This is a genomic window from Pseudomonas sp. H1_F01 (genome assembly GCF_054681425.1).
This window is the reverse complement of sequence record NZ_CP162823.1, coordinates 2,885,667-2,905,185: the sequence shown is the minus strand read 5'-3', so window position 1 is coordinate 2,905,185 and position 19,519 is coordinate 2,885,667. Positions and strand designations below refer to the sequence as shown.

Genomic DNA, 19,519 nt, shown 5'->3' with positions numbered 1-19,519 from the left:
AATGGAACTGGCCAGCCTGATCGGACGCCTCAACCCGGACAACCGCCGCGCCCTGGAACGGGCCGCGCAACGTTGCATGCAGCGCAGCCATCATTACGTGGAAATCGAACACCTGCTGTTGGAGTTGCTCGACATCGAGGGCGGTGATTTTGCCTGCCTGCTGCCACGATTCGGTCTGGAGCGTGACGCGGTGGCGACGGAAACCAACAAGGCCCTGGACCTGTTCAAATCCGGCAGCACCCGCACACCCGCCCTGTCGGCACAAACCATCGGCCTGCTGGAAGACGCCGTGGTCCAGGCCAGCGTGCTGGGCCTGGACAGCATCCGCTCCGGGCTGTTGCTGCTGGCGCTGCTGGACCGCGATGAGCGCCGCAGCCTGCTGCTCAACAGCGCCTCGTCGTTGCTGCGCATTCCTCGCGACGCCCTGCGCGCCCACCTATTGGAATGGACCGAAAGCTCCCGCGAGCATGCCGGTGGCGTGCGCCCGGCCAAACCCGGCGAGGTGCCACAGAAACAGGACCCGGTGCTGGACCAGTACACCCAGGACCTGACCGCCGACGCCCGGGCCGGGCGCATCGACCCCATCGTCGGCCGCGACGGCGAGATCCGCCAGTGCATCGACATTCTGCTCCGGCGCCGGCAGAACAACCCGATCCTGGTGGGCGCACCAGGCGTCGGCAAGACCGCAGTGGTGGAAGGCCTGGCCCTGCGTATCGCCGCCGGGGATGTGCCGCCGTCGTTGCAGGAAGTCACCCTGCGTGTCCTCGACCTGGGCCTGTTGCAGGCCGGTGCCGGTGTCAAAGGTGAATTCGAACAACGCCTCAAAGGCGTGATCGACGCGGTACGCAGTGCCGAAAAACCGATCATCCTGTTCATCGACGAAGCCCATACGCTGATCGGTGCCGGCGGCGCGGAAGGCGGCAGCGACGCGGCCAACCTGCTCAAGCCGGCCCTGGCCCGGGGCGAACTGCGCACCCTGGCCGCCACCACCTGGCTGGAGTACAAAAAATATTTCGAGAAAGACCCGGCCCTGGCCCGCCGCTTCCAACTGGTGCAGGTCGAAGAACCGGACGAACTTACCGCGGTGGAAATGCTCCGCGGCGTGGCGAGCAAACTGGAACAGCACCACGGCGTGCAGGTGCTGGACGCGGCCATCCACGAGGCGGTGAAGCTGTCCCACCGCTACATCTCCGGGCGACAGTTGCCGGACAAAGCCATCAGCGTGCTCGACACCGCCTGCGCCCGGGTCGCCCTCGGCCAGCACGACGTGCCGCCGCCGTTGGAAAGCCTGCGCCATCGGCAGAACAGCCTCAAGGACGAGGTCGAACGCCTGCGCCGGGAACAGGCCACCGGGCTCGATCACCGCGAGCGCATCACTCTGCTCGAAGACGAATCGACCAGCAATGTGCAGGCCATCCGCGAGCTGGAAACTCGCTGGGGCGAAGAGCGCGAAGCCGTGCGCGAACTGCTCGACACCCGGCGCGAACTGCTTGCCCTGAGCGAACGCGCCGACAGTGAAAAAGCCGACACCGAGATCGATAACCGCATCGACCACCTGGCCGCCGAACTGCTGCGCCTGGAAGCTGGCCTGGATGCCATTCGCCAGGACGATCCGCTGGTGCCCGAACAGGTGGACAGCAAGACCGTCGCCGCCGTGATCGCCGGCTGGACCGGCATCCCGGTGGGCAAGATGCTCGCCGACGAAGCCCACGCCGTGCGCACCCTCGGCCAGCGCATGGGCCAGCGGGTCATGGGCCAGAGCACCGCGTTGAACACCATCGCCCAACGCCTGCAAGCCTACCGCGCCGGCCTCACCGACCCACAGAAACCGGTCGGCGTATTCCTGCTGGTGGGCCCCACCGGCGTGGGCAAGACCGAAACCGCCTACGCCCTGGCCGACGCCTTGTACGGAGGTGAACGCAACCTGATCAGCATCAACCTCTCGGAGTACCAGGAAGCCCACACCGTCAGCCAACTCAAAGGCGCCCCACCCGGCTACGTCGGCTACGGCAGCGGCGGCGTGCTCACCGAAGCGGTGCGGCGCAAACCCTATTCGGTGGTGCTGCTGGATGAAATCGAAAAAGCCCACCCGGATGTGCTCGAAGCCTTCTACAACGTCTTCGACAAAGGCCTGATGGAAGATGGCACCGGCCTGGTGGTGGACTTCAAGAACACCGTGATGCTCGCCACCAGCAACGTCGGCGCCGAGCTATTGCTGGATACGCCCGCCGCGCAACTGGGCAGCGACGCCTTCAACGAAGCCTTGCACAAGGTGCTGCTGCAAGCATTCCGCCCGGCGTTTTTGGCGCGCATGACCGTGGTGGCATACCGGCCGCTGGATGAAGCGACACTGGAGGGGATCGTGCTGGCGAAGCTGGAAAAACTGCGCGGGCGCTACAAGGCTGCGACGGGCAAGCAGTTCGAGTTCGATGCCGGAATCGTCAAGGCTGTGTTGGCCAAATGCAGCGCGGCGGGGGCACGGGACGTCGAGAATGTGTTGATGACGCAAGTGACAGGGAAGTTGGCGGAGTGGGTGTTGGAATAAGTCCTTTGCCATTTCCCACTTGGAATGACCAAAGAAAAGGAACTCGCTATGGCGCTGCCTGAAGACTGGAATGGAGTGGACTGGAGGCAGACGTTGATCTCCCTCCCCGTGGTCACGAACGGAATAAAAACAATCGTGATCAACCGAAACAGAGCCCCCCATGCCCACAAAGGTTATTACATGTTCGCGACCACCTACAATCAAGCTGACCCCATGTGCAGCAACGTGCTGGGTGCAACCCCGGGTGAGCCCATCGTCCTTTATATTGCGTCGGACGTTGGCGAAGGTGGCTCACTGGTATCCCAATTTGTTTTCATGCATGAAATCGGACATCTTCGATTGGGGCATATCGCCGGTTTGGCGCCGACCGATACCGTAAATAACCCAGGCACCGCGATACCCACTCAATATCGTAATGAAATCGATGCTGACGTGTACTCGCTCAATCACTGGATCGCTCAGAAAACCGAGCATGGCCTGAGAGTGATACTGGCGGCCATCAATTATCTTAACCGCTTGAACTCCGCAGGTGACACGACGCACCCGGCTTCCAATCAAAGAGCCCAATTCCTGGAACAGACTCTCGACTCGAAGACCTGTGCAATTGTGCTGCTCAATGACAATGCCATCAGCGAAACCTTCGCCAGGACCGCGCTTACCGACTTTGCAAAAAGGGCCAATGGCTGGACGTTGAATATCGAAACCGCACTGACCAATGCAAACAATCTGGGGCGCACCGCAGTGACGCCCGCAATCAAAATAAGCGACGCCAGACAAATGATGAATTATATCGAGGCAAATCCGACCCTCTACAAAGGACTGAAATTTGAAGTCGTGCCTACCTGAGTTCAAGACTGCAGATGCGCAAGATCATGAACCTCTTATGCAACTGAGATCTCTATGCCCCGCGCCACCGACAGCAACACCACCCTCTCCCTCACTGCCACCACGCTGGCGGCGTTGTACCCTGAATCGCTATCGGGCGAAGAAAGCCTCAACGCATTGGGCTCGCACATCCTCAACGGTATCAACGACGGCGCCTCGTTAACCCTCACCACCGCCGTTGCCAGTCACGTCACCACGACCCTGCACAAGGACGCGCTGCTGCGCCCGTTGGACTTGCTGGTCGCGGAAATCCGCCAGCTCCCCGCCGACGCCACCGCCGAGCGCTATCAACTCCTGCTCCGGCCCTGGCTCTGGTGGCTGAGCCTGGCCAGCAACAACCGCGTATTCCAGAACCTCGCCACCTCGGACATCGTCACCACGATTTTCAAGGCCCATGGTTTCACCGACTTCCAGCTCAAGCTCACCGGCAGCTACACCCCGCGCGAATACTGCGTGCAATATGGCGAGACCGACCTGGCCTTCGTCTCGCGCCTGCTGGAAGAAGACGGGATCTTCTGGTTCTTCACCCATGAGGAAGGCACCCACACGCTGGTCCTGGCCGACAGCAACGACGCTTTCGCACCGATTCCCAACGGGCCGACGGTGAACTACCTCGGGCAGATAATCGGCGAGCGGGAACTGCATGGCATCCGCTCCGGGCAAGTGTGCCTGCAAGCGGTGGCCGGGGTTTACCAGGCAACCGACTATGAGTTCACCACGCCGACGACATCGCTCTACAGCCAGGCCGAAGCCGTGGCCGGGCCAAGCTCGATGTACGAACATCCCGGCGGCTACACCGCCAAGGCCCAGGGCGATGCGTTGACCAAGCAGCGGGTGGACGGCCTGCGCAGCCAGGAGAAACGTTTTGTCGGCGAAAGCGATTGCCGCTGGCTGGTGCCAGGGTATTGGTTCACCCTCGCCGGCCACGAAGACACGACGCTGAATATCGATTGGGTCGTGACCTCGGTCAGTCACGAAGCCAGCCACGACAGCTATCGCAACCGCTTCGAAGCGATCCCCAAGGCCACGGCCTATCGACCGCCCCGCGTCACGGCAAAACCGCGCATGCACACCCAGACGGCGCTGGTGGTGGGCAAGGCCGGCGAAGAAATCTGGACCGATGAATATGGCCGGATCAAATTGCAGTTCCCCTGGGACCGCACCGGCAAGAACGACGAGACCTCATCCTGTTGGGTCCGCGTGGTCTTGCCCTGGAGCGGCAAAGGCTTTGGCATGCAGTTCGTACCGCGCATCGGCCAGGAAGTCATCGTGACCTTCATCGACGGCGACCCGGACCGTCCCCTGGTCACCGGCTGCGTCTACAACGGCGACAACGCCCTGCCCTACGCACTGCCGGCGAACCAGACCCAGTCCGGGATCAAGACCAATTCGTCCAAGGGCGGCGGCGGTTTCAACGAGTTGCGTTTCGAAGACAAGAAGGACGCCGAAGAGGTGTTTCTCCAGGCCCAGAAAGACTTCAACATCAACGTGCTCAACGACACCACCGCCACCGTCGGCCACGACGAAACCCTCACGGTGCAGAACGCCCGCACCCGCACGGTGAAGGATGGCGACGAAACCGTGACCCTGGAGAAAGGCAAGCGCAGCGTGACCATCCAGACCGGCAGCGACAGCCTTGATGTGAAGGACACCCGCACCGTCACCGTGGGCTCGGACCAGACCCACAGCACCGGCGGCAACTACGAGCACAAGGTCACCGGCAATTACAGCCTGACGGTGGACGGCAACCTGACCATCAAGGTCAGCGGCACCCTGACCCTGCAAAGCGGCGGCAGCTTCGCGATCAAGAGCGGCGCCGACCTGGCCGCCCAGGCCAGCACGTCCATCAGCCAGAAAGCCGGCACAGCCCTGAGCAACCAGGCCGGTACCTCGCTGGAAAACAAGGCCGGCACCACCCTGACCAACGACGCCGGCATCAGCTTGGTGAACAAGGCCGCGGCCGAACAGACCGTGGACGGCGGCGGCATGCTGACCATCAAGGGCGGCCTGGTGAAGGTCAACTGACAGGAACCTACCAATGGCCTCGAAAAAACTCGACCTGGAACGTGGCGACAGCCAACTGAGCGGGCAACTGGTCGATGGCCAGCTCGACGGCCCGCTGCAAATCGAAGAAGCCCAACGCCCGCAAGCAAAACTCAACTACAGCCAAGGTGAACTGCAAGGCACCAGCACCCTGTACCACCCCAATGGCAAGGTCTCGGCGGTATTGCCGTTCGTGAAGGGCAAGTTGCAGGGTGTGGCGAGTTTCTATGCGGCCGAAGGTGGGTTGCAACGCCAGGCCACGTACCGCCGCGGGTTGCTACACGGTGAGGCGAACAACTACTTCCCCAACGGGCAACTGGCCGAAGCCGAGGTCTATCGCGACGGCGTGCGCGACGGCCGCTATCGCCGCCTGCACCCCAACGGCAACCCGGCGGTCGAAGCCCGCTACCTCAACGGCCAACTGCTGGAGCCAGCCCAGGCCTACGCCGAAGACGGCCGGCCACTGGACGCCGAAGGCAAGCCAATCTCCCGGGTGCGCTGGTGGTTCAGGCGCTGGAATGATCCGGCGCAGGCCTGACTATTGTCTTCCCCCCTGTGCAATGCCTGCAAGATTGCCAATCAGGGGATGAGCATTTGCACCTGCCCCGGCACGACGATCTTGATCACCCCGGCCCAGGTGCACATCAAGGTGCTGTTGGCATCGATGGCCGGCATGTTGCCCAGCAACAGGGTCGGGGCGCCGCCGGGGATCCATGGGGCCGCAGTGGCCGGGATGCATGGCATGGGGGTCAGCACGCCGAGTGCCGCAGCGGTGGCGGCGGCCACGGTCGGGTTCGCCAGGCTCATGCACATGCCGAACGTGGTGATGTTCACCAGCGGGATGTGATCCATGATGTTCGCCGCCGGCATCCCGCCAGTCAGCAGGCGATTGACCGGCAGCACATTGAGCACCGCCGGGGCAGCGCCGAAGCTGCATTGCAAGGTCGCGGTGCCACAGACTTGCGGGCATCCCATCGCGATGACTCCCTGAAAGCGACAGACCTCACAACCATAGCTCGCCCATGGCCGTCGTGCATCAGGCCCGCTGATTATCCTGCAACACGCTAACCTATAAGACCCTGGCGTGCTTGTGACGCCTCCCGCGCGCCATTAGATTAGCCAATGATCGATGGCCTCCAAAATAAGCAGAAGGGATAAGCATGGCGTTTACTGATCAGTCCACCCGCGTGCGCGACGGTGAAGAACTCGATGCCAACCTGATCGACCCGTACCTCAAGGCCCACATTCCCGGCCTGACCGGCGTGCCGCAGATCAGCCAGTTTCCCGGTGGCGCGTCGAACCTGACCTACCTGCTGGAATACCCCGAGCAGGAATTCGTCCTGCGCCGTCCGCCGTTCGGCCACAAGGCCAAGTCCGCCCACGACATGGGCCGTGAGTTCCGCATCCTCAATCAATTGCGCGAAGGTTTCCCGTACTGCCCCAAAGCCTACGTGCACTGCACCGACGAGTCAGTGATGGGCGCCGAGTTCTATGTGATGGAACGGGTCAAGGGCATCATCCTGCGCTCCGACCTGCCGCCGGAACTGGGTTTCGACGCCGCCCGCACCGAAGCGCTGTGCAAGAGCTTCATCGACCGGCTCGTCGAGCTGCACCGTGTCGACTACAACGCTTGCGGCCTGGCCGACCTGGGCAAGCCCGAAGGCTACGTGGCCCGACAGATCCGCGGCTGGAGCGACCGCTACGAAAAAGCCCTGACGCCCGATGCGCCGAAGTGGGAAGCGGTCAAGGCCTGGCTCAACGACAAGATGCCGGCCGACCACCCCACTTCGAGCATCGTCCACAACGACTACCGCTTCGACAACGTGATCCTCGACCCGGAGAACCCGATGCAGATCATCGGCGTACTGGACTGGGAACTGACCACCATCGGCGATCCGTTGATGGATCTGGGCAACAGCCTCGCCTACTGGATCGAAGCCGCAGACCCGGCCCCCGTCCAACTGATGCGCCGTCAGCCAAGCCATGCCCCTGGCATGCTGACCCGCCGCGAGTTCGTCGATTACTACGCCGAGCGCGCCGGGATCCGCATCGACAACTTCGACTTCTATTACACCTACGGGCTGTTCCGCCTGGCCGGCATCGTCCAGCAGATCTACTACCGCTTCTTCCACGGCCAGACCCAGGACAAACGCTTCGCGCAGTTCGTTCAGATGAACAAACTGCTGGAGCAGATGAGCCTGCAGGTCATCAGCAAATCCACGCTCTGAGCGCACCTATAACAAGGAAACAGCATGTCCAAGACCCAGTTGTTCGACCTCGACGGTAAAATCGCTTTCGTTTCCGGCGCCAGCCGCGGCATCGGCGAGGCCATCGCCAAACTGCTGGCCCAGCAAGGCGCCCATGTGATCGTTTCCAGTCGCAAGCTCGACGGTTGCCAGCACGTGGCCGACGCCATCATCGCCGCTGGCGGCAAGGCCACCGCCATCGCCTGCCACATCGGTGAAATGGAGCAGATCAGCCAGGTATTCGCAGGTATCCGCGAACAGTTCGGGCGCTTGGACATCCTGGTCAACAACGCCGCCACCAACCCGCAATTCTGCAACGTCCTGGACACCGACCTGGGTGCGTTCCAGAAAACCGTGGACGTGAACATTCGCGGCTACTTCTTCATGTCGGTGGAAGCCGGCAAGCTGATGCGCGAGAACGGCGGCGGCAGCATCATCAACGTGGCGTCGATCAACGGCATCTCGCCGGGGATCTTCCAGGGCATCTACTCGGTGACCAAGGCTGCGGTGATCAACATGACCAAGGTCTTCGCCAAGGAATGCGCGCAGTTCGGCATCCGCTGCAACGCCCTGCTGCCGGGCCTGACCGACACCAAGTTCGCCTCGGCACTGGTCAAGAACGACGCCATCCTGAAGACCGCCCTGGCGCAGATTCCCCTCAAGCGCGTGGCCGACCCAAGCGAAATGGCCGGCGCGGTGTTGTACCTGGCCAGCGATGCGTCGAGCTACACCACGGGTGTGGCGTTGAATGTGGATGGTGGTTTCCTGTCCTGACAGTGAGCGCCATGGCAGACCTGTGAGAAACCCTGTGGGAGCGAGCTTGCTCGCGATAGCGGTGGGTCAGCCAGTACTTGTGCGACTGATGCGGCGCTATCGCGAGCAAGCTCGCTCCCACAGGGACTATGGTGATCACACAAAAAATGAATATTTATTCCAATATTTGCAATTAGAGAATATTTATTCCATAAATAGCCCTCCTGAAAATAACAATTCAAAGGGCTCTTCATCATGCGTGAACTCGGCATCGGTCTGATTGGCACCGGCTTCATGGGCCGTGCCCATGCCTTGGCGTTCCACAATGCCAAGGCGGTGTTCGACCTTCCCCTGAACCTGAAGCTGGCGGCCCTGGCCGACGCCGATCCGCAGCGTGCCCGGCAATGCGCCCACAGTTGGGGGTTCGAGACGGCCCACAGCGACTGGCAACAACTGATCGACGACCCGAAGGTCAACCTGATCGCCATCACCACGCCCAACCACCTGCACTTCCCCATGGCCATGGCAGCGTTGGCGGCGGGCAAGCCGGTCTATTGTGAAAAGCCCCTGGCGGTGTCCCTGGAGCAGGCCGAGCAGATGCGCCAGGCGGCCAAGGCGGCCGGGGTGGTGACGAGGGTCGGCTACAACTACCAGCACAACCCGATCATTCAACAGGCGCGGGACATGATCCAGCGCGGCGAACTGGGACAGATCATCAGTTTCCAGGGCGAATTCAGCGAAGACTTCATGGCCGACCCCGCCTCGCCGTGGTCATGGCGCTGCGAAGCGGCCCACGCCGGCGGCGCATTGGCGGACCTGGGCAGCCACTTGCTGGCCATGGCCCGGCATTTGTTGGGCGATGTCGAGGCGGTGTGCGCCGACAGCCAGACCGTTCACCACCAACGCCCTGCCAGCGCGGGCAATGCCGAACAACGCGCCATCGCGGTGGATGACCAGGTCCACGGGCTGCTGCGTTTCGCCAACGGCGCCCGGGGCACGGTGAGCAGCAGTTGGCTCAAGCACGGCTACAAGAACCACCTGGGTTTCGAGATCAGCGGCACCCTCGGCACCTTGGCGTTCGATCAGGAACGACTGAATGAACTGCGCCTGTGTCGCGTTGGCCAGCCAGGTTTCCAGCGCCTGCTGGCCGGTCCGGATTTGCCGGGTTATGCCGCGTTCAGCCCGGCGGCCGGGCACCAGTTGGGGTACAACGAATTGAAGACCCTGGAGGTGCATGAACTGGTGATGACCCTAGCAGGCGAAGGCGGCAGCGGGACGGACTTCGAAGAGGCCTGGGAAGTGGAGCGGCTGGCGGCGGCGATTCGTGTGGCGGCGCGGGAGGAGCGTTGGGTCAAGGTCAGCGAGCAATGACCTGCTGAGCAAACCGCTCATAACGATCGTTCCCACCTGTGGGAGCAAGGCTTGCCCACGATGAAGATGACGCGGTCTCCCTGGGAACCGAGGCGCCTGCACCGCGAGCAAGCTTTGCTCCCACGCAGCGGGGATAAATCCCCTCGCCACAGGGAGTGTCCAACTTCAATCTTGGGTTTGCAGTTCAACCAAACGCACGGCCAACGCCTTCGCCTGGCTCGCCACATCGGTCACGGCGGTGCTTTCCCACCACATCCCCCGCAGTGGCGGGCCCATGGCGAACAGGCGCTCGGCAGGCTCGCCTTGGACGTCCAGCACCGCGCCATCGGCACGCGCGGCGATGCCCAGGGCCAGCGGCCCGGGCTGGATCAGCCCCTGGGCCAGCAACTGTTGCGGCAACGGCCGTGCAACCCGGCGCCAGTCATATTCGATGCCGCTGGAGTTGATCAGCGCCGCGCCCTGCACCACCGTCAGCCCGGTCTCGCCCCGGCGGCGGATGGTAATACCCAGCGTGCCCTCGGCAGAGGACGCCAATCCCTTGAACGACGCCGCATGGATCCGCAATCGCCCTTCTTCGTGCAGACGCGCCACCAGTTCGGCGCTCAGCGGTGGCGAACGATGATGATGGCTCTCCCACCACGGCCGTACATGCCGGACGAACTGCCGGCGTTGTACATCGCTGGCCTGGTTCCACAAACGCCCGATGTGAGCACGCACCGTGTCCAGCGGCGCCTGCCAATCGATGCCTTGGACCTGGGCCTGACGGCATTGCTCGCGCAGGGCTCGCATCAATTGGCGTGGTGACCGCAGGCTGTGATCGTCGGCGAGGAAATCCACCCAGGCGGGTGGCTGGCGGCGCACATGGGGCAGCAGGCCATGGCGGGAAAAGACTTCGATAGGCCCACGGTGCCCGGCCTGCTCCAGGGACACGACGGCATCGACCATGGTCAACCCCGAACCGATGATCAGCACTGTGGACTGCTGATCGAGCTGGCGCATCGCAGCCACATCCCAAGGGTCCAGGGCCGCGGCATTCAAGCCGCTGGATTCGGTTTGCGGGGTGCGTGCCGCCGGGAACATGCCGGTGGCCAGCACCGCGAAACGCCCGCGCAACAACTGGCCGTCATCCAGCGTGAGCATTACGGCATCGTCGACAACCCGCAAGTCCACGGCCTCGCCGCGCACGTGCTCGGCGGTCGAACCGTTTTGCGCGCCTATCTCGCGAGCCTCGGCCAGCCGTTGTTGCACATAGAGGCCAAACATCCCCCGAGGCGGGAACAATTCGCTGATCGGCACGTGCTGTTGATCCGCCTCGGGCCAGCCGCCGGCCTCGATGAACGCGGTGAGCCATTGGGTCAGGTCATCGGCGTTGTCCGGGTCGACGCTCATGCGCGCGGCGTTGCCGTTCAAGGTATGGCCAAGTTCCACCGCACTATAGGCCTCGCCCCGGCCCAGTTCGCTGCGCGGCTCGACGATCAGCACTTCGCGACGGCCCGGCAAGCGCAGCAATTGTGCCGCCAGCATGGCACCGCTCAGGCCGCCCCCGATGATCAGGATATCGGCCTCCCGGGTGATGCCCTGCTCATGTCGCTCCAGCGCTGTGTCCATACCGCTCTCCAGGAATCAAATCACCACGTTGCGTACGAATCTCGCCGCCACCGGGCCATCGTTGCGATAGGCATGGGGCTGGTTGCTGGCAAACATGAAAAACTCACCGGCACCAATCCGGCGTTCCTCGCTGCCCAACAGCAGGGTCAGGCAGCCCTCGAATACGTAGAGTTGCTCGCTCCAACCGTCGGCGTCGGGCTCTGAAGGGTAATACTCGCCGGGCTCCAGGCGCCACTCCCAGAGTTCCACCTCGCGGCTGGCGGTGGCCTTGGCGAGCAATACGGCTTTGCTGCCGGCAATGGTCCCGGCCCAGGCCAATTCGTTGATGCGACTCGGGTCGCGGGCGTCGGGGGCCTGGATCAAGTCGCTGAAGGCCACGTCCAGGGCTTCGGCGACCCGGTCCAGGGTGGTCAGGCTAACGTTCTTTTCGCCCGCCTCGATGGCCACCAGCATTCGCCGGCTGACCCCCGACAGCTCGGCGAGCGCCGTCTGGCTGAGCTCGGCGGCATGCCGCAGACGACGGACGTTCTGGCTGACGTGTTGCAGGACGGACGCCCGCTGGCCGGATTCTTTGTGCACTATATTGCTCACATGGCTGGGTTGCGCATTATACTGCCCAACTTCGGGCGCATTGTGCGTCCGCCTCAAGTGGCGCGCAAGGTCATGGCATCGGTGAATTCCCCGCAAGCTTCCCCCCGTTTCTCAAGGTTCAGCAAGGCCGAATGCGTGCTGGTGCTGATTACCATGATCTGGGGTGGGACTTTCCTGCTGGTGCAACACGCCATGACGGTCAGTGGGCCAATGTTTTTCGTCGGCCTGCGCTTTGCCGCTGCGGCCGCGTTTGTCGCGCTGTTCTCCTGGCGGCACCTGCGGGACCTGACGCTGTTCGAACTCAAGGCCGGCTGCTTCATCGGCGTGGCGATCATGCTCGGCTACGGTTTGCAGACCGTCGGGCTGCAAAGCATCCCCAGCAGCCAGTCGGCGTTCATCACCGCGTTATACGTGCCATTCGTGCCCTTGCTGCAATGGCTGGTGCTGGGCCGTCGACCTGGCTTGATGCCCAGCCTCGGCATCATGCTGGCGTTCACCGGGCTGATGCTGGTGTCGGGCCCGGCCGGGGCCTCGCTGAATTTCAGCCCCGGTGAAATCGCCACGTTGATCAGCGCCATCGCAATCGCCGCCGAGATCATCCTGATCAGCGCCTATGCCGGCCAGGTCGATGTGCGCCGGGTGACCGTGGTGCAACTGGCAAGCACCGCCGTGCTGGCCTTCCTGATGGTGGTGCCGACCCAGGAAAAGATCCCGGATTTTTCCATGTTACTGCTGGTCAGCGCCGTGGGCCTGGGCGCCGCGAGCGCAGCGATCCAGGTGGCGATGAACTGGGCACAGAAAAGCGTGTCGCCGACCCGCGCCACGCTGATCTATGCCGGCGAGCCGGTGTGGGCCGGCATCGCCGGGCGCCTGGCGGGCGAGCGGCTGCCGGCGATTGCCTTGTTCGGCGCGGCACTGATCGTGGCGGCGGTGATTGTCAGTGAGCTGAAGACACGGAGCAAAGGTAGCGTCGAGGTGGATGAAGTGCTTGAGCGCGAACAGTGAGGCCGGGGGGCGTTTGAACCTGTGTAGGAGCTGTCGAGTGCAACGAGGCTGCGATCTTTCCCCAGACACTTGAGTCTCAAGCGAAAAATCAAAGATCAACAGATCTCAGCCTTCGACAGTTCCTACACAAGCCCAGCGGGAGCAAGCTCCCTCGCCACGGGTGATGTGTAGGGCGCAAAGTAAGAAAACTCCACCTCCCTTGTAGGATTCTGCGACACCCTCACGGTTGGTGATCGGGAATACGCCACGTATGATCCCTCACAACCTCCCGCCGAATAGAAGCCTATGTCACTGATAGTTCTATTGCTTTTGCCCTTCATCGGCAGCTGTGTCGCGGCGCTGCTGCCGCATAACGCCCGTAACGCCGAATCACTGCTGGCCGGCCTCGTCGCCCTGGCCGGCACGGTTCAGGTGGCCTTGCTGTACCCGCAGATCGCCGACGGCGGCGTGATCCGCGAGCACTACACCTGGTTGCCCAGCCTGGGCCTGGATTTCGTATTGCGCCTGGACGGGTTCGCCTGGCTGTTTTCGTTGCTGGTGCTGGGCATCGGCACGCTGGTGTCGCTGTATGCTCGCTACTACATGTCGCCGGATGATCCGGTGCCGCGCTTCTTCGCGTTTTTCCTGGCATTCATGGGCGCCATGCTCGGGCTGGTGATCTCCGGCAACCTGATCCAGATGGTGTTTTTCTGGGAACTGACCAGCCTGTTCTCGTTCCTGCTGATCGGTTACTGGCACCACCGCGCCGACGCTCGACGCGGTGCCTACATGGCGTTGATGGTGACCGGGGCTGGCGGGCTTTGCCTGTTGGCCGGGGTGATGCTGCTCGGCCATGTGGTGGGCAGCTATGAGCTGGACAAGGTCCTCGCCGCTGGCGACCTGATCCGTGCCCATGCCCTCTACCCCATCCTGTTGCCGCTGATCCTGATCGGCGCCTTGAGCAAAAGCGCTCAGTTTCCGTTCCACTTCTGGCTGCCCCATGCCATGGCAGCCCCCACGCCGGTGTCGGCGTATCTGCACTCGGCGACCATGGTCAAGGCCGGGGTGTTCCTGTTGGCGCGGTTATGGCCGTCGCTGTCGGGCAGTGAAGAATGGTTCTACATCGTCGGCGGCGCGGGGGCCTGTACGTTGCTGCTTGGCGCCTACTGCGCGATGTTCCAGAACGACCTCAAGGGCCTGCTGGCCTACTCCACCATCAGCCACCTCGGGCTGATCACCCTGCTGCTGGGCCTGAACAGTCCACTGGCGGCCGTGGCGGCGGTGTTTCATATCCTCAACCACGCCACCTTCAAGGCGTCGCTGTTCATGGCCGCCGGGATCATCGACCACGAAAGCGGCACCCGCGACATTCGCAAGCTCAGCGGCCTGGTACGGCTGATTCCGTTCACCGCGACCCTGGCCATGGTCGCCAGCGCGGCGATGGCCGGGGTGCCGTTGCTCAACGGTTTCCTGTCCAAGGAAATGTTCTTCGCCGAGACCGTGTTCATTTCCGCCACGGCCTGGGTCGAACTGGCGCTGCCGATCATCGCCACCATCGCCGGGACCTTCAGCGTCGCCTACTCCTTGCGGTTCACCGTGGATGTGTTCTTCGGCCCCACCGCCACCGACCTGCCCCATACCCCTCACGAACCACCGCGCTGGATGCGCGCGCCAGTGGAGTTGCTGGTGTTCACCTGCCTGTTGGTGGGGATTTTTCCGGCCCAGGTGGTCGGCTCGCTGCTCGCGGCCGCCGCGTTGCCGGTGGTGGGCGGCACGCTGCCCGACTACAGCCTGGCGATCTGGCACGGCCTGAATGCACCGATGATCATGAGCCTGGTGGCCATGTCCGGCGGCATCGTCCTGTACCTGCTGCTGCGCAATCAGTTCCGGCAAGGGCACATCAAGCACCCGCCGCTCATTGGCCGACTCAGCGGCAAGCGCCTGTTCGAACGTTGCCTGGTGCTGATGATGCGCCAGGGCCGGCGCCTGGAACGACGGATCAGCACCCGCCGCCTGCAGGCCCAGTTGTTCTGGCTGGTCCTCGCTGCGGTGCTCGCCGGGCTGATCCCGATGCTGCACAGCACGCTGGTCTGGGGCGACCGGCCGAAGATCCCCGGCTCCATCGTCTTCGTCACCCTGTGGCTGCTGGCGATCGCCTGTGCCCTGGGCGCGGCCTGGCAGGCCAAGTACCACCGGCTCGCGGCCCTGACCATGGTCAGCGTCTGCGGCCTGATGACCTGCGTGACCTTCGTCTGGTTCTCCGCCCCCGACCTGGCCTTGACGCAGCTGGTGGTGGAAGTGGTCACCACCGTGCTGATCCTGCTGGGCCTGCGCTGGCTGCCACGGCGGATCGAGGACGTCTCGCCGCTGCCCAACAGCGAGCGGCGCGCGCGCATCCGGCGCCTGCGGGACTTGCTGCTGTCCAGCGCCGTCGGCGGCGGCATGGCGCTGTTGTCCTATGCGATGCTCACGCGCCAGACGCCCAACGACATTTCTTCGTTCTACTTGAGCCGGGCCCTGCCCGAAGGCGGCGGCAGCAATGTGGTGAACGTGATGCTGGTGGACTTCCGCGGCTTCGACACCCTCGGGGAAATCACCGTGCTGGTGGCGGTGGCCCTGGCGGTGTTCGCCCTGCTGCGACGTTTCCGCCCGCCAAAGGAAAGCATGCAGCTGCCGGCACAACAGCGCCTGCTGGCGCCGGACGTGGTCACCGACCTGGTCAACCCGCGCCATGCCAGCGACACCGCATTGGGTTTCATGATGGTGCCGTCGGTGCTGGTGCGCCTGCTGCTGCCGATCGCCCTGGTGGTGTCGTTCTACCTGTTCATGCGTGGCCACAATCAACCCGGTGGCGGCTTCGTGGCCGGGTTGGTGATGTCGGTGGCGTTCATCCTGCAGTACATGGTTGCCGGCACCCAGTGGGTCGAGGCGCAAATGAGCCTGCGACCGCTGCGCTGGATGGGCACCGGGCTGTTGTTCGCCACCGCCACGGGCCTGGGGGCGATGGCCGTGGGTTATCCGTTCCTGACCACCCACACCTGGCATTTTGAATTACCGCTGCTGGGGGATCTCCATGTGGCCAGCGCGCTGTTTTTCGACATCGGCGTGTACGCCGTGGTGGTCGGCTCCACCCTGCTGATCCTCACCGCCCTGGCGCACCAATCGGTTCGGGCCCATAAGCCTGGCCTGCAAGCCAAACCCGTCGCCCCCGTCAAAGGAGCCACCGCCTGATGGAAGAAGTCATCGCAATCGCAATCGGTGTACTGGCCGCCTCCGGTGTCTGGCTGGTATTGCGGCCACGGACCTTCCAGGTGGTCATGGGCCTGTGCCTGCTGTCCTACGGCGTCAACCTGTTCATCTTCAGCATGGGCAGCCTGTTCATCGGCAAGGAGCCGATCATCAAGGACGGCGTGCCCCAGGACCTGCTGCACTACACCGACCCGCTGCCCCAGGCGCTGGTGCTGACCGCCATCGTGATCAGCTTCGCCATGACCGCGCTGTTCCTGGTGGTGCTGCTGGCGTCCCGGGGCCTGACCGGCACCGACCATGTGGACGGTCGGGAGCCCAAGGAATGATATTGACGCCCCATCTGATCGCCGCGCCCATCCTGCTGCCGCTGCTGACCGCTGCGTTGATGCTGATGCTGGGCGAGAAACACCGCCCGCTCAAGGCACGGATCAATCTGCTTTCCAGCCTGCTGGGCCTGGGCATCGCCGTGCTGTTGCTGTACTGGACCCAGGACCAGGCCCTGCCCGCGTCCATTGGTGTGTACCTGCCCGGCAACTGGCAGGCGCCGTTCGGCATTGTCCTGGTGGTCGATCGCCTGTCGGCGCTGATGCTGGTGCTGACCGGCATCATCGGCGTCAGCGCCCTGCTCTTCGCCATGGCCCGCTGGGACCGCGCCGGGGCGAGTTTCCATGCGCTGTTCCAGATCCAGTTGATGGGCCTCTACGGGGCCTTCCTGACGGCGGACCTGTTCAACCTGTTCGTGTTCTTCGAAGTGCTGCTGGCGGCCTCCTACGGTTTGATGCTGCACGGTTCGGGTCGGGCGCGGGTGTCGTCGGGCCTGCATTACATTTCCATCAATCTGCTGGCCTCGTCGTTGTTCCTGATCGGCGCTGCGCTGATCTATGGCGTCACCGGCACGTTGAACATGGCCGACCTGGCCCTGAAAATCCCGCTGGTGCCGGAGGCCGACCGCGGCTTGCTGCACGCCGGCGCAGGCATCCTTGCGGTGGCGTTCCTGGCCAAGGCCGGCATGTGGCCGCTGAACTTCTGGCTGGTGCCGGCCTACAGTGCCGCCAGCGCACCGGTGGCGGCGCTGTTTGCGATCATGACCAAGGTCGGCGTCTACACGATCCTGCGCCTGTGGACGTTGCTGTTCTCCGGCCAGGCCGGCGCCTCGGCGTATTTCGGCGCCGACTGGTTGGTCTACGGCGGCATGGCGACCATCGTCTGCGCCGCCATCGCCATTCTGGCGGCCCAACGCCTGGAGCGCATGGCGAGCCTGAGCATCCTGGTCTCGGCCGGGATCCTGTTGTCGGCCATCGGCTTCGCCCAACCCAACCTGGTGGGCGCGGCGCTGTTTTACCTGGTGAGTTCGACCCTGGCGCTCTGCGCGCTGTTCTTGCTGGCCGAGCTGATCGAACGTTCGCGCTCGGCCAATGAACTGGCCCTGGACGACGACTTCGACACCTTGCCGCGACCGCTGGAATCCTTGCAGCCGCCCAAGGGCATCAACCTCGATGACGAGCAGAAAGCCGTGGTCGGGCAGGTGATTCCCTGGACCATGGCCTTCCTTGGCTTGAGCTTTATCTTCTGTGCGCTGTTGATTATCGGCATGCCGCCGCTGTCGGGGTTCATCGGCAAGCTGAGCCTGCTCAGCGCCCTGCTCAATCCCCAAGGCTTCGGAGCCAGCGGCGGGGAGTCGGTATCAAACCAGGCGTGGGGCCTGTTGGCCTTGCTGATCCTCTCTGGGCTGGCCTCGCTGATTGCCTTTTCACGCCTGGGCATCCAACGTTTCTGGACGCCCCAGGAACGCCCATCGCCGTTGCTGCGGCCGTTCGAATGCCTGCCGATCATCCTTTTGCTGGGCCTGGGCATCGCCCTGACCTTCAAGGCCGAGCCGTTGCTGCGCTACACCCAATCCGCTGCCGATGCGCTGAACAACCCGGAACATTATGTGATGTCGGTACTCGCCACCCGCGCCGTGCCCAACCCAGAGACCCGCGCCGCCTTGTCAGAGGTGCAGCCATGAAGCGCCTGTTTCCCGCCCCGTGGTTGTCCCTGGCGCTGTGGTTGCTGTGGCTGGTGTTGAACGTGTCCGTCAGCGCCGGCCATCTGCTGCTCGGCGCTGCGCTAGGCTTCCTGGCCCCGTTGCTGATGCGCCCGTTGCGCCCACGGCCCATCCGTATCCGCCGACCGTGGGTGGTGTTGCGCTTGTTCCTGCTGGTGGGCCGTGATGTGCTGGTGTCCAACGTGGCGGTGGCCTGGGGTGTGCTCAACGCTGGCCGCCGCCCGCCTCGCTCGCGGTTCATCAAGGTGCCGCTGGACCTGCACGACGCCAACGGCCTGGCCGCGCTGTCGATGATCACCACGGTGATTCCGGGGACGGTCTGGTCGGAACTGGCCCTGGACCGCAGCATCCTGCTGATGCATGTATTCGATCTGCAAGACGAGGCGTCATTCATCGCGCATTTCAAGGCCACCTACGAGCGCCCGTTGATGGAGATTTTCCAATGAGCCCCTTGCTGTCCAATGCGATCCTGTTGAGCCTGTTCCTGTTCTCCCTGGCGATGGTGTTGACCCTGTGGCGGCTGTTCAAGGGCCCTTCGGCCCAGGACCGGGTATTGGCCCTGGACTACCTGTACATCGTGGCGATGCTGATGATGCTGGTGCTGGGCATCCGTTACGCCAGTGACACCTATTTCGAAGCGGCGCTGCTGATCGCCCTGTTCGGCTTTGTCGGCTCGTTTGCCCTGGCCAAGTTCCTGCTGCGTGGCGAGGTGATCGAATGACCGGCGAACTGTCGATGTGGGTGGAAATCCCGGTGGCGATCCTGCTGGTGCTCGGCAGCCTCTTCGCCCTGGCCGGGGCAATCGGCCTGGTGCGGTTGAAGGATTACTTCCAGCGCATGCACCCTCCGGCCCTGGCATCCACACTGGGCGCCTGGTGCGTGGCACTGGCTTCGATCGTGTATTTTTCGGCGCTCAAATCCGGGCCGGTGTTGCACGCCTGGCTGATACCGATCCTGTTGTCCATCACCGTCCCGGTGACCACCCTGCTGCTGGCCCGAGCGGCGTTGTTCCGCAAGCGCATGGCTGGGGATGATGTGCCGGCGGAAGTGAGCAGTCGCCGAAACGACTGACAGATACGTTGATCGTTCCCACGCTCCGCGTGGGAATGCATCCCGTGACGCTCTGCGTCACCTTCCAGAAGCGGAACGCGGAGCGTCCCTGGCGACGTTCCCACGCAGGAGCGTGGGAACGATCGA

Annotated in this window: 17 protein-coding genes; 14 read left to right on the top strand and 3 right to left on the bottom strand. The window is 63.5% G+C overall.

Features of this window, described 5'->3' with window-relative positions:
* The first annotated feature begins 1 nt into the window (after nt 1).
* Genes tssH through AB4O09_RS13480 form a run of 4 tightly spaced genes read left to right on the top strand, consistent with a single transcriptional unit; the run spans nt 2 to nt 6,011 of the window.
* Entirely contained in the window at nt 2-2,545 is a 2,544-nt protein-coding gene (tssH, locus tag AB4O09_RS13495; RefSeq protein ID WP_013693579.1) for a type VI secretion system ATPase TssH, read from the top strand.
* Between the two features lie 48 nt (nt 2,546-2,593).
* The gene (locus tag AB4O09_RS13490) at nt 2,594-3,391 is read left to right on the top strand and encodes a hypothetical protein (RefSeq protein WP_053162876.1); all 798 of its coding nucleotides are present in this window, start codon (nt 2,594-2,596) and stop codon (nt 3,389-3,391) included.
* Between the two features lie 54 nt (nt 3,392-3,445).
* Nucleotides 3,446-5,455 carry a type VI secretion system tip protein TssI/VgrG gene (tssI, locus tag AB4O09_RS13485; RefSeq protein ID WP_038856366.1) on the top strand — a complete coding sequence of 670 codons (2,010 nt, stop codon included), beginning with the start codon at nt 3,446-3,448 and terminating at the stop codon, nt 5,453-5,455.
* A 13-nt stretch (nt 5,456-5,468) separates the two neighbouring features.
* Complete coding sequence (locus tag AB4O09_RS13480) at nt 5,469-6,011, top strand: toxin-antitoxin system YwqK family antitoxin (protein ID WP_003202816.1); 543 nt, start codon at nt 5,469-5,471, stop codon at nt 6,009-6,011.
* Nucleotides 6,012-6,052: 41 nt separating this feature from the next.
* On the opposite strand, the gene AB4O09_RS13475 is transcribed toward AB4O09_RS13480, so the two are convergent.
* Nucleotides 6,053-6,448 (bottom strand): DUF4280 domain-containing protein, encoded by a 396-nt coding sequence (locus tag AB4O09_RS13475; protein ID WP_003202818.1) that lies wholly within the window; start codon nt 6,446-6,448, stop codon nt 6,053-6,055.
* A 185-nt stretch (nt 6,449-6,633) separates the two neighbouring features.
* On the opposite strand from AB4O09_RS13475, the gene AB4O09_RS13470 reads away from it, so the two are divergent.
* The 3 genes from AB4O09_RS13470 (at nt 6,634) to AB4O09_RS13460 (ending at nt 9,843) form a co-directional block, all read left to right on the top strand.
* Nucleotides 6,634-7,701 (top strand): phosphotransferase family protein, encoded by a 1,068-nt coding sequence (locus tag AB4O09_RS13470; RefSeq protein WP_003202820.1) that lies wholly within the window; start codon nt 6,634-6,636, stop codon nt 7,699-7,701.
* Between the two features lie 24 nt (nt 7,702-7,725).
* Nucleotides 7,726-8,493, top strand: a complete 768-nt coding sequence (locus AB4O09_RS13465; protein ID WP_003180553.1) for an SDR family oxidoreductase — start codon at nt 7,726-7,728, stop codon at nt 8,491-8,493.
* Between the two features lie 234 nt (nt 8,494-8,727).
* On the top strand, nt 8,728-9,843 hold the full coding sequence (locus tag AB4O09_RS13460; protein WP_003202822.1) for a Gfo/Idh/MocA family protein: 1,116 nt from the start codon (nt 8,728-8,730) through the stop codon (nt 9,841-9,843).
* A gap of 165 nt (nt 9,844-10,008) precedes the next feature.
* Here the strand turns inward: AB4O09_RS13460 and AB4O09_RS13455 are convergent, their stop codons facing one another.
* Together AB4O09_RS13455 and AB4O09_RS13450 are read right to left on the bottom strand one after the other, a co-directional pair.
* Nucleotides 10,009-11,451 (bottom strand): FAD/NAD(P)-binding protein, encoded by a 1,443-nt coding sequence (locus tag AB4O09_RS13455; RefSeq protein ID WP_460108323.1) that lies wholly within the window; start codon nt 11,449-11,451, stop codon nt 10,009-10,011.
* Nucleotides 11,452-11,466: 15 nt separating this feature from the next.
* Entirely contained in the window at nt 11,467-12,030 is a 564-nt protein-coding gene (locus AB4O09_RS13450) for a helix-turn-helix domain-containing protein (RefSeq protein WP_003202826.1), read from the bottom strand.
* A 12-nt stretch (nt 12,031-12,042) separates the two neighbouring features.
* Here AB4O09_RS13450 and AB4O09_RS13445 point away from each other — a divergent pair, with 12 nt between their 5' ends.
* From AB4O09_RS13445 to AB4O09_RS13415, 7 genes are all read left to right on the top strand, one after another.
* A complete protein-coding gene (locus tag AB4O09_RS13445) occupies nt 12,043-13,047 on the top strand; it encodes a DMT family transporter (protein ID WP_209311686.1) in 1,005 nt (334 codons plus the stop codon).
* 285 nt (nt 13,048-13,332) lie between these two features.
* The gene (locus AB4O09_RS13440; RefSeq protein WP_003202830.1) at nt 13,333-16,257 is read left to right on the top strand and encodes a monovalent cation/H+ antiporter subunit A; all 2,925 of its coding nucleotides are present in this window, start codon (nt 13,333-13,335) and stop codon (nt 16,255-16,257) included.
* Complete coding sequence (locus AB4O09_RS13435; protein ID WP_003202835.1) at nt 16,257-16,601, top strand: Na+/H+ antiporter subunit C; 345 nt, start codon at nt 16,257-16,259, stop codon at nt 16,599-16,601. The genes AB4O09_RS13440 and AB4O09_RS13435 overlap by 1 nt, the downstream gene beginning before the upstream one ends.
* A complete protein-coding gene (locus AB4O09_RS13430; protein ID WP_028237599.1) occupies nt 16,598-18,283 on the top strand; it encodes a monovalent cation/H+ antiporter subunit D in 1,686 nt (561 codons plus the stop codon). Before AB4O09_RS13435 ends, AB4O09_RS13430 begins: the two co-directional genes overlap by 4 nt.
* Entirely contained in the window at nt 18,280-18,768 is a 489-nt protein-coding gene (locus AB4O09_RS13425; protein WP_013693584.1) for a Na+/H+ antiporter subunit E, read from the top strand. Before AB4O09_RS13430 ends, AB4O09_RS13425 begins: the two co-directional genes overlap by 4 nt.
* Entirely contained in the window at nt 18,765-19,043 is a 279-nt protein-coding gene (locus tag AB4O09_RS13420) for a K+/H+ antiporter subunit F (RefSeq protein ID WP_003202841.1), read from the top strand. The genes AB4O09_RS13425 and AB4O09_RS13420 overlap by 4 nt, the downstream gene beginning before the upstream one ends.
* Nucleotides 19,040-19,393, top strand: coding sequence for a Na+/H+ antiporter subunit G (locus AB4O09_RS13415; protein ID WP_003202843.1), 354 nt, complete (start codon nt 19,040-19,042; stop codon nt 19,391-19,393). Before AB4O09_RS13420 ends, AB4O09_RS13415 begins: the two co-directional genes overlap by 4 nt.
* Nucleotides 19,394-19,519: the final 126 nt, after the last annotated feature.

Excerpts from the sequence above, each read along its gene's own strand:
- AB4O09_RS13465 (WP_003180553.1), top strand. The coding sequence starts at position 7,726 with ATGTCCAAGACCCAGTTGTTCGACCTCGACGGTAAAATCGCTTTCGTT.
- AB4O09_RS13490 (WP_053162876.1), top strand. The coding sequence starts at position 2,594 with ATGGCGCTGCCTGAAGACTGGAATGGAGTGGACTGGAGGCAGACGTTG.
- AB4O09_RS13470 (WP_003202820.1), top strand. The coding sequence starts at position 6,634 with ATGGCGTTTACTGATCAGTCCACCCGCGTGCGCGACGGTGAAGAACTC.
- AB4O09_RS13420 (WP_003202841.1), top strand. The coding sequence starts at position 18,765 with ATGAGCCCCTTGCTGTCCAATGCGATCCTGTTGAGCCTGTTCCTGTTC.
- AB4O09_RS13440 (WP_003202830.1), top strand. The coding sequence starts at position 13,333 with ATGTCACTGATAGTTCTATTGCTTTTGCCCTTCATCGGCAGCTGTGTC.
- AB4O09_RS13475 (WP_003202818.1), bottom strand. The coding sequence starts at position 6,448 with ATGGGATGCCCGCAAGTCTGTGGCACCGCGACCTTGCAATGCAGCTTC.
- AB4O09_RS13415 (WP_003202843.1), top strand. The coding sequence starts at position 19,040 with ATGACCGGCGAACTGTCGATGTGGGTGGAAATCCCGGTGGCGATCCTG.
- AB4O09_RS13445 (WP_209311686.1), top strand. The coding sequence starts at position 12,043 with ATGGCTGGGTTGCGCATTATACTGCCCAACTTCGGGCGCATTGTGCGT.
- tssI (WP_038856366.1), top strand. The coding sequence starts at position 3,446 with ATGCCCCGCGCCACCGACAGCAACACCACCCTCTCCCTCACTGCCACC.
- AB4O09_RS13435 (WP_003202835.1), top strand. The coding sequence starts at position 16,257 with ATGGAAGAAGTCATCGCAATCGCAATCGGTGTACTGGCCGCCTCCGGT.
- AB4O09_RS13425 (WP_013693584.1), top strand. The coding sequence starts at position 18,280 with ATGAAGCGCCTGTTTCCCGCCCCGTGGTTGTCCCTGGCGCTGTGGTTG.
- tssH (WP_013693579.1), top strand. The coding sequence starts at position 2 with ATGGAACTGGCCAGCCTGATCGGACGCCTCAACCCGGACAACCGCCGC.
- AB4O09_RS13430 (WP_028237599.1), top strand. The coding sequence starts at position 16,598 with ATGATATTGACGCCCCATCTGATCGCCGCGCCCATCCTGCTGCCGCTG.
- AB4O09_RS13455 (WP_460108323.1), bottom strand. The coding sequence starts at position 11,451 with ATGGACACAGCGCTGGAGCGACATGAGCAGGGCATCACCCGGGAGGCC.
- AB4O09_RS13480 (WP_003202816.1), top strand. The coding sequence starts at position 5,469 with ATGGCCTCGAAAAAACTCGACCTGGAACGTGGCGACAGCCAACTGAGC.
- AB4O09_RS13460 (WP_003202822.1), top strand. The coding sequence starts at position 8,728 with ATGCGTGAACTCGGCATCGGTCTGATTGGCACCGGCTTCATGGGCCGT.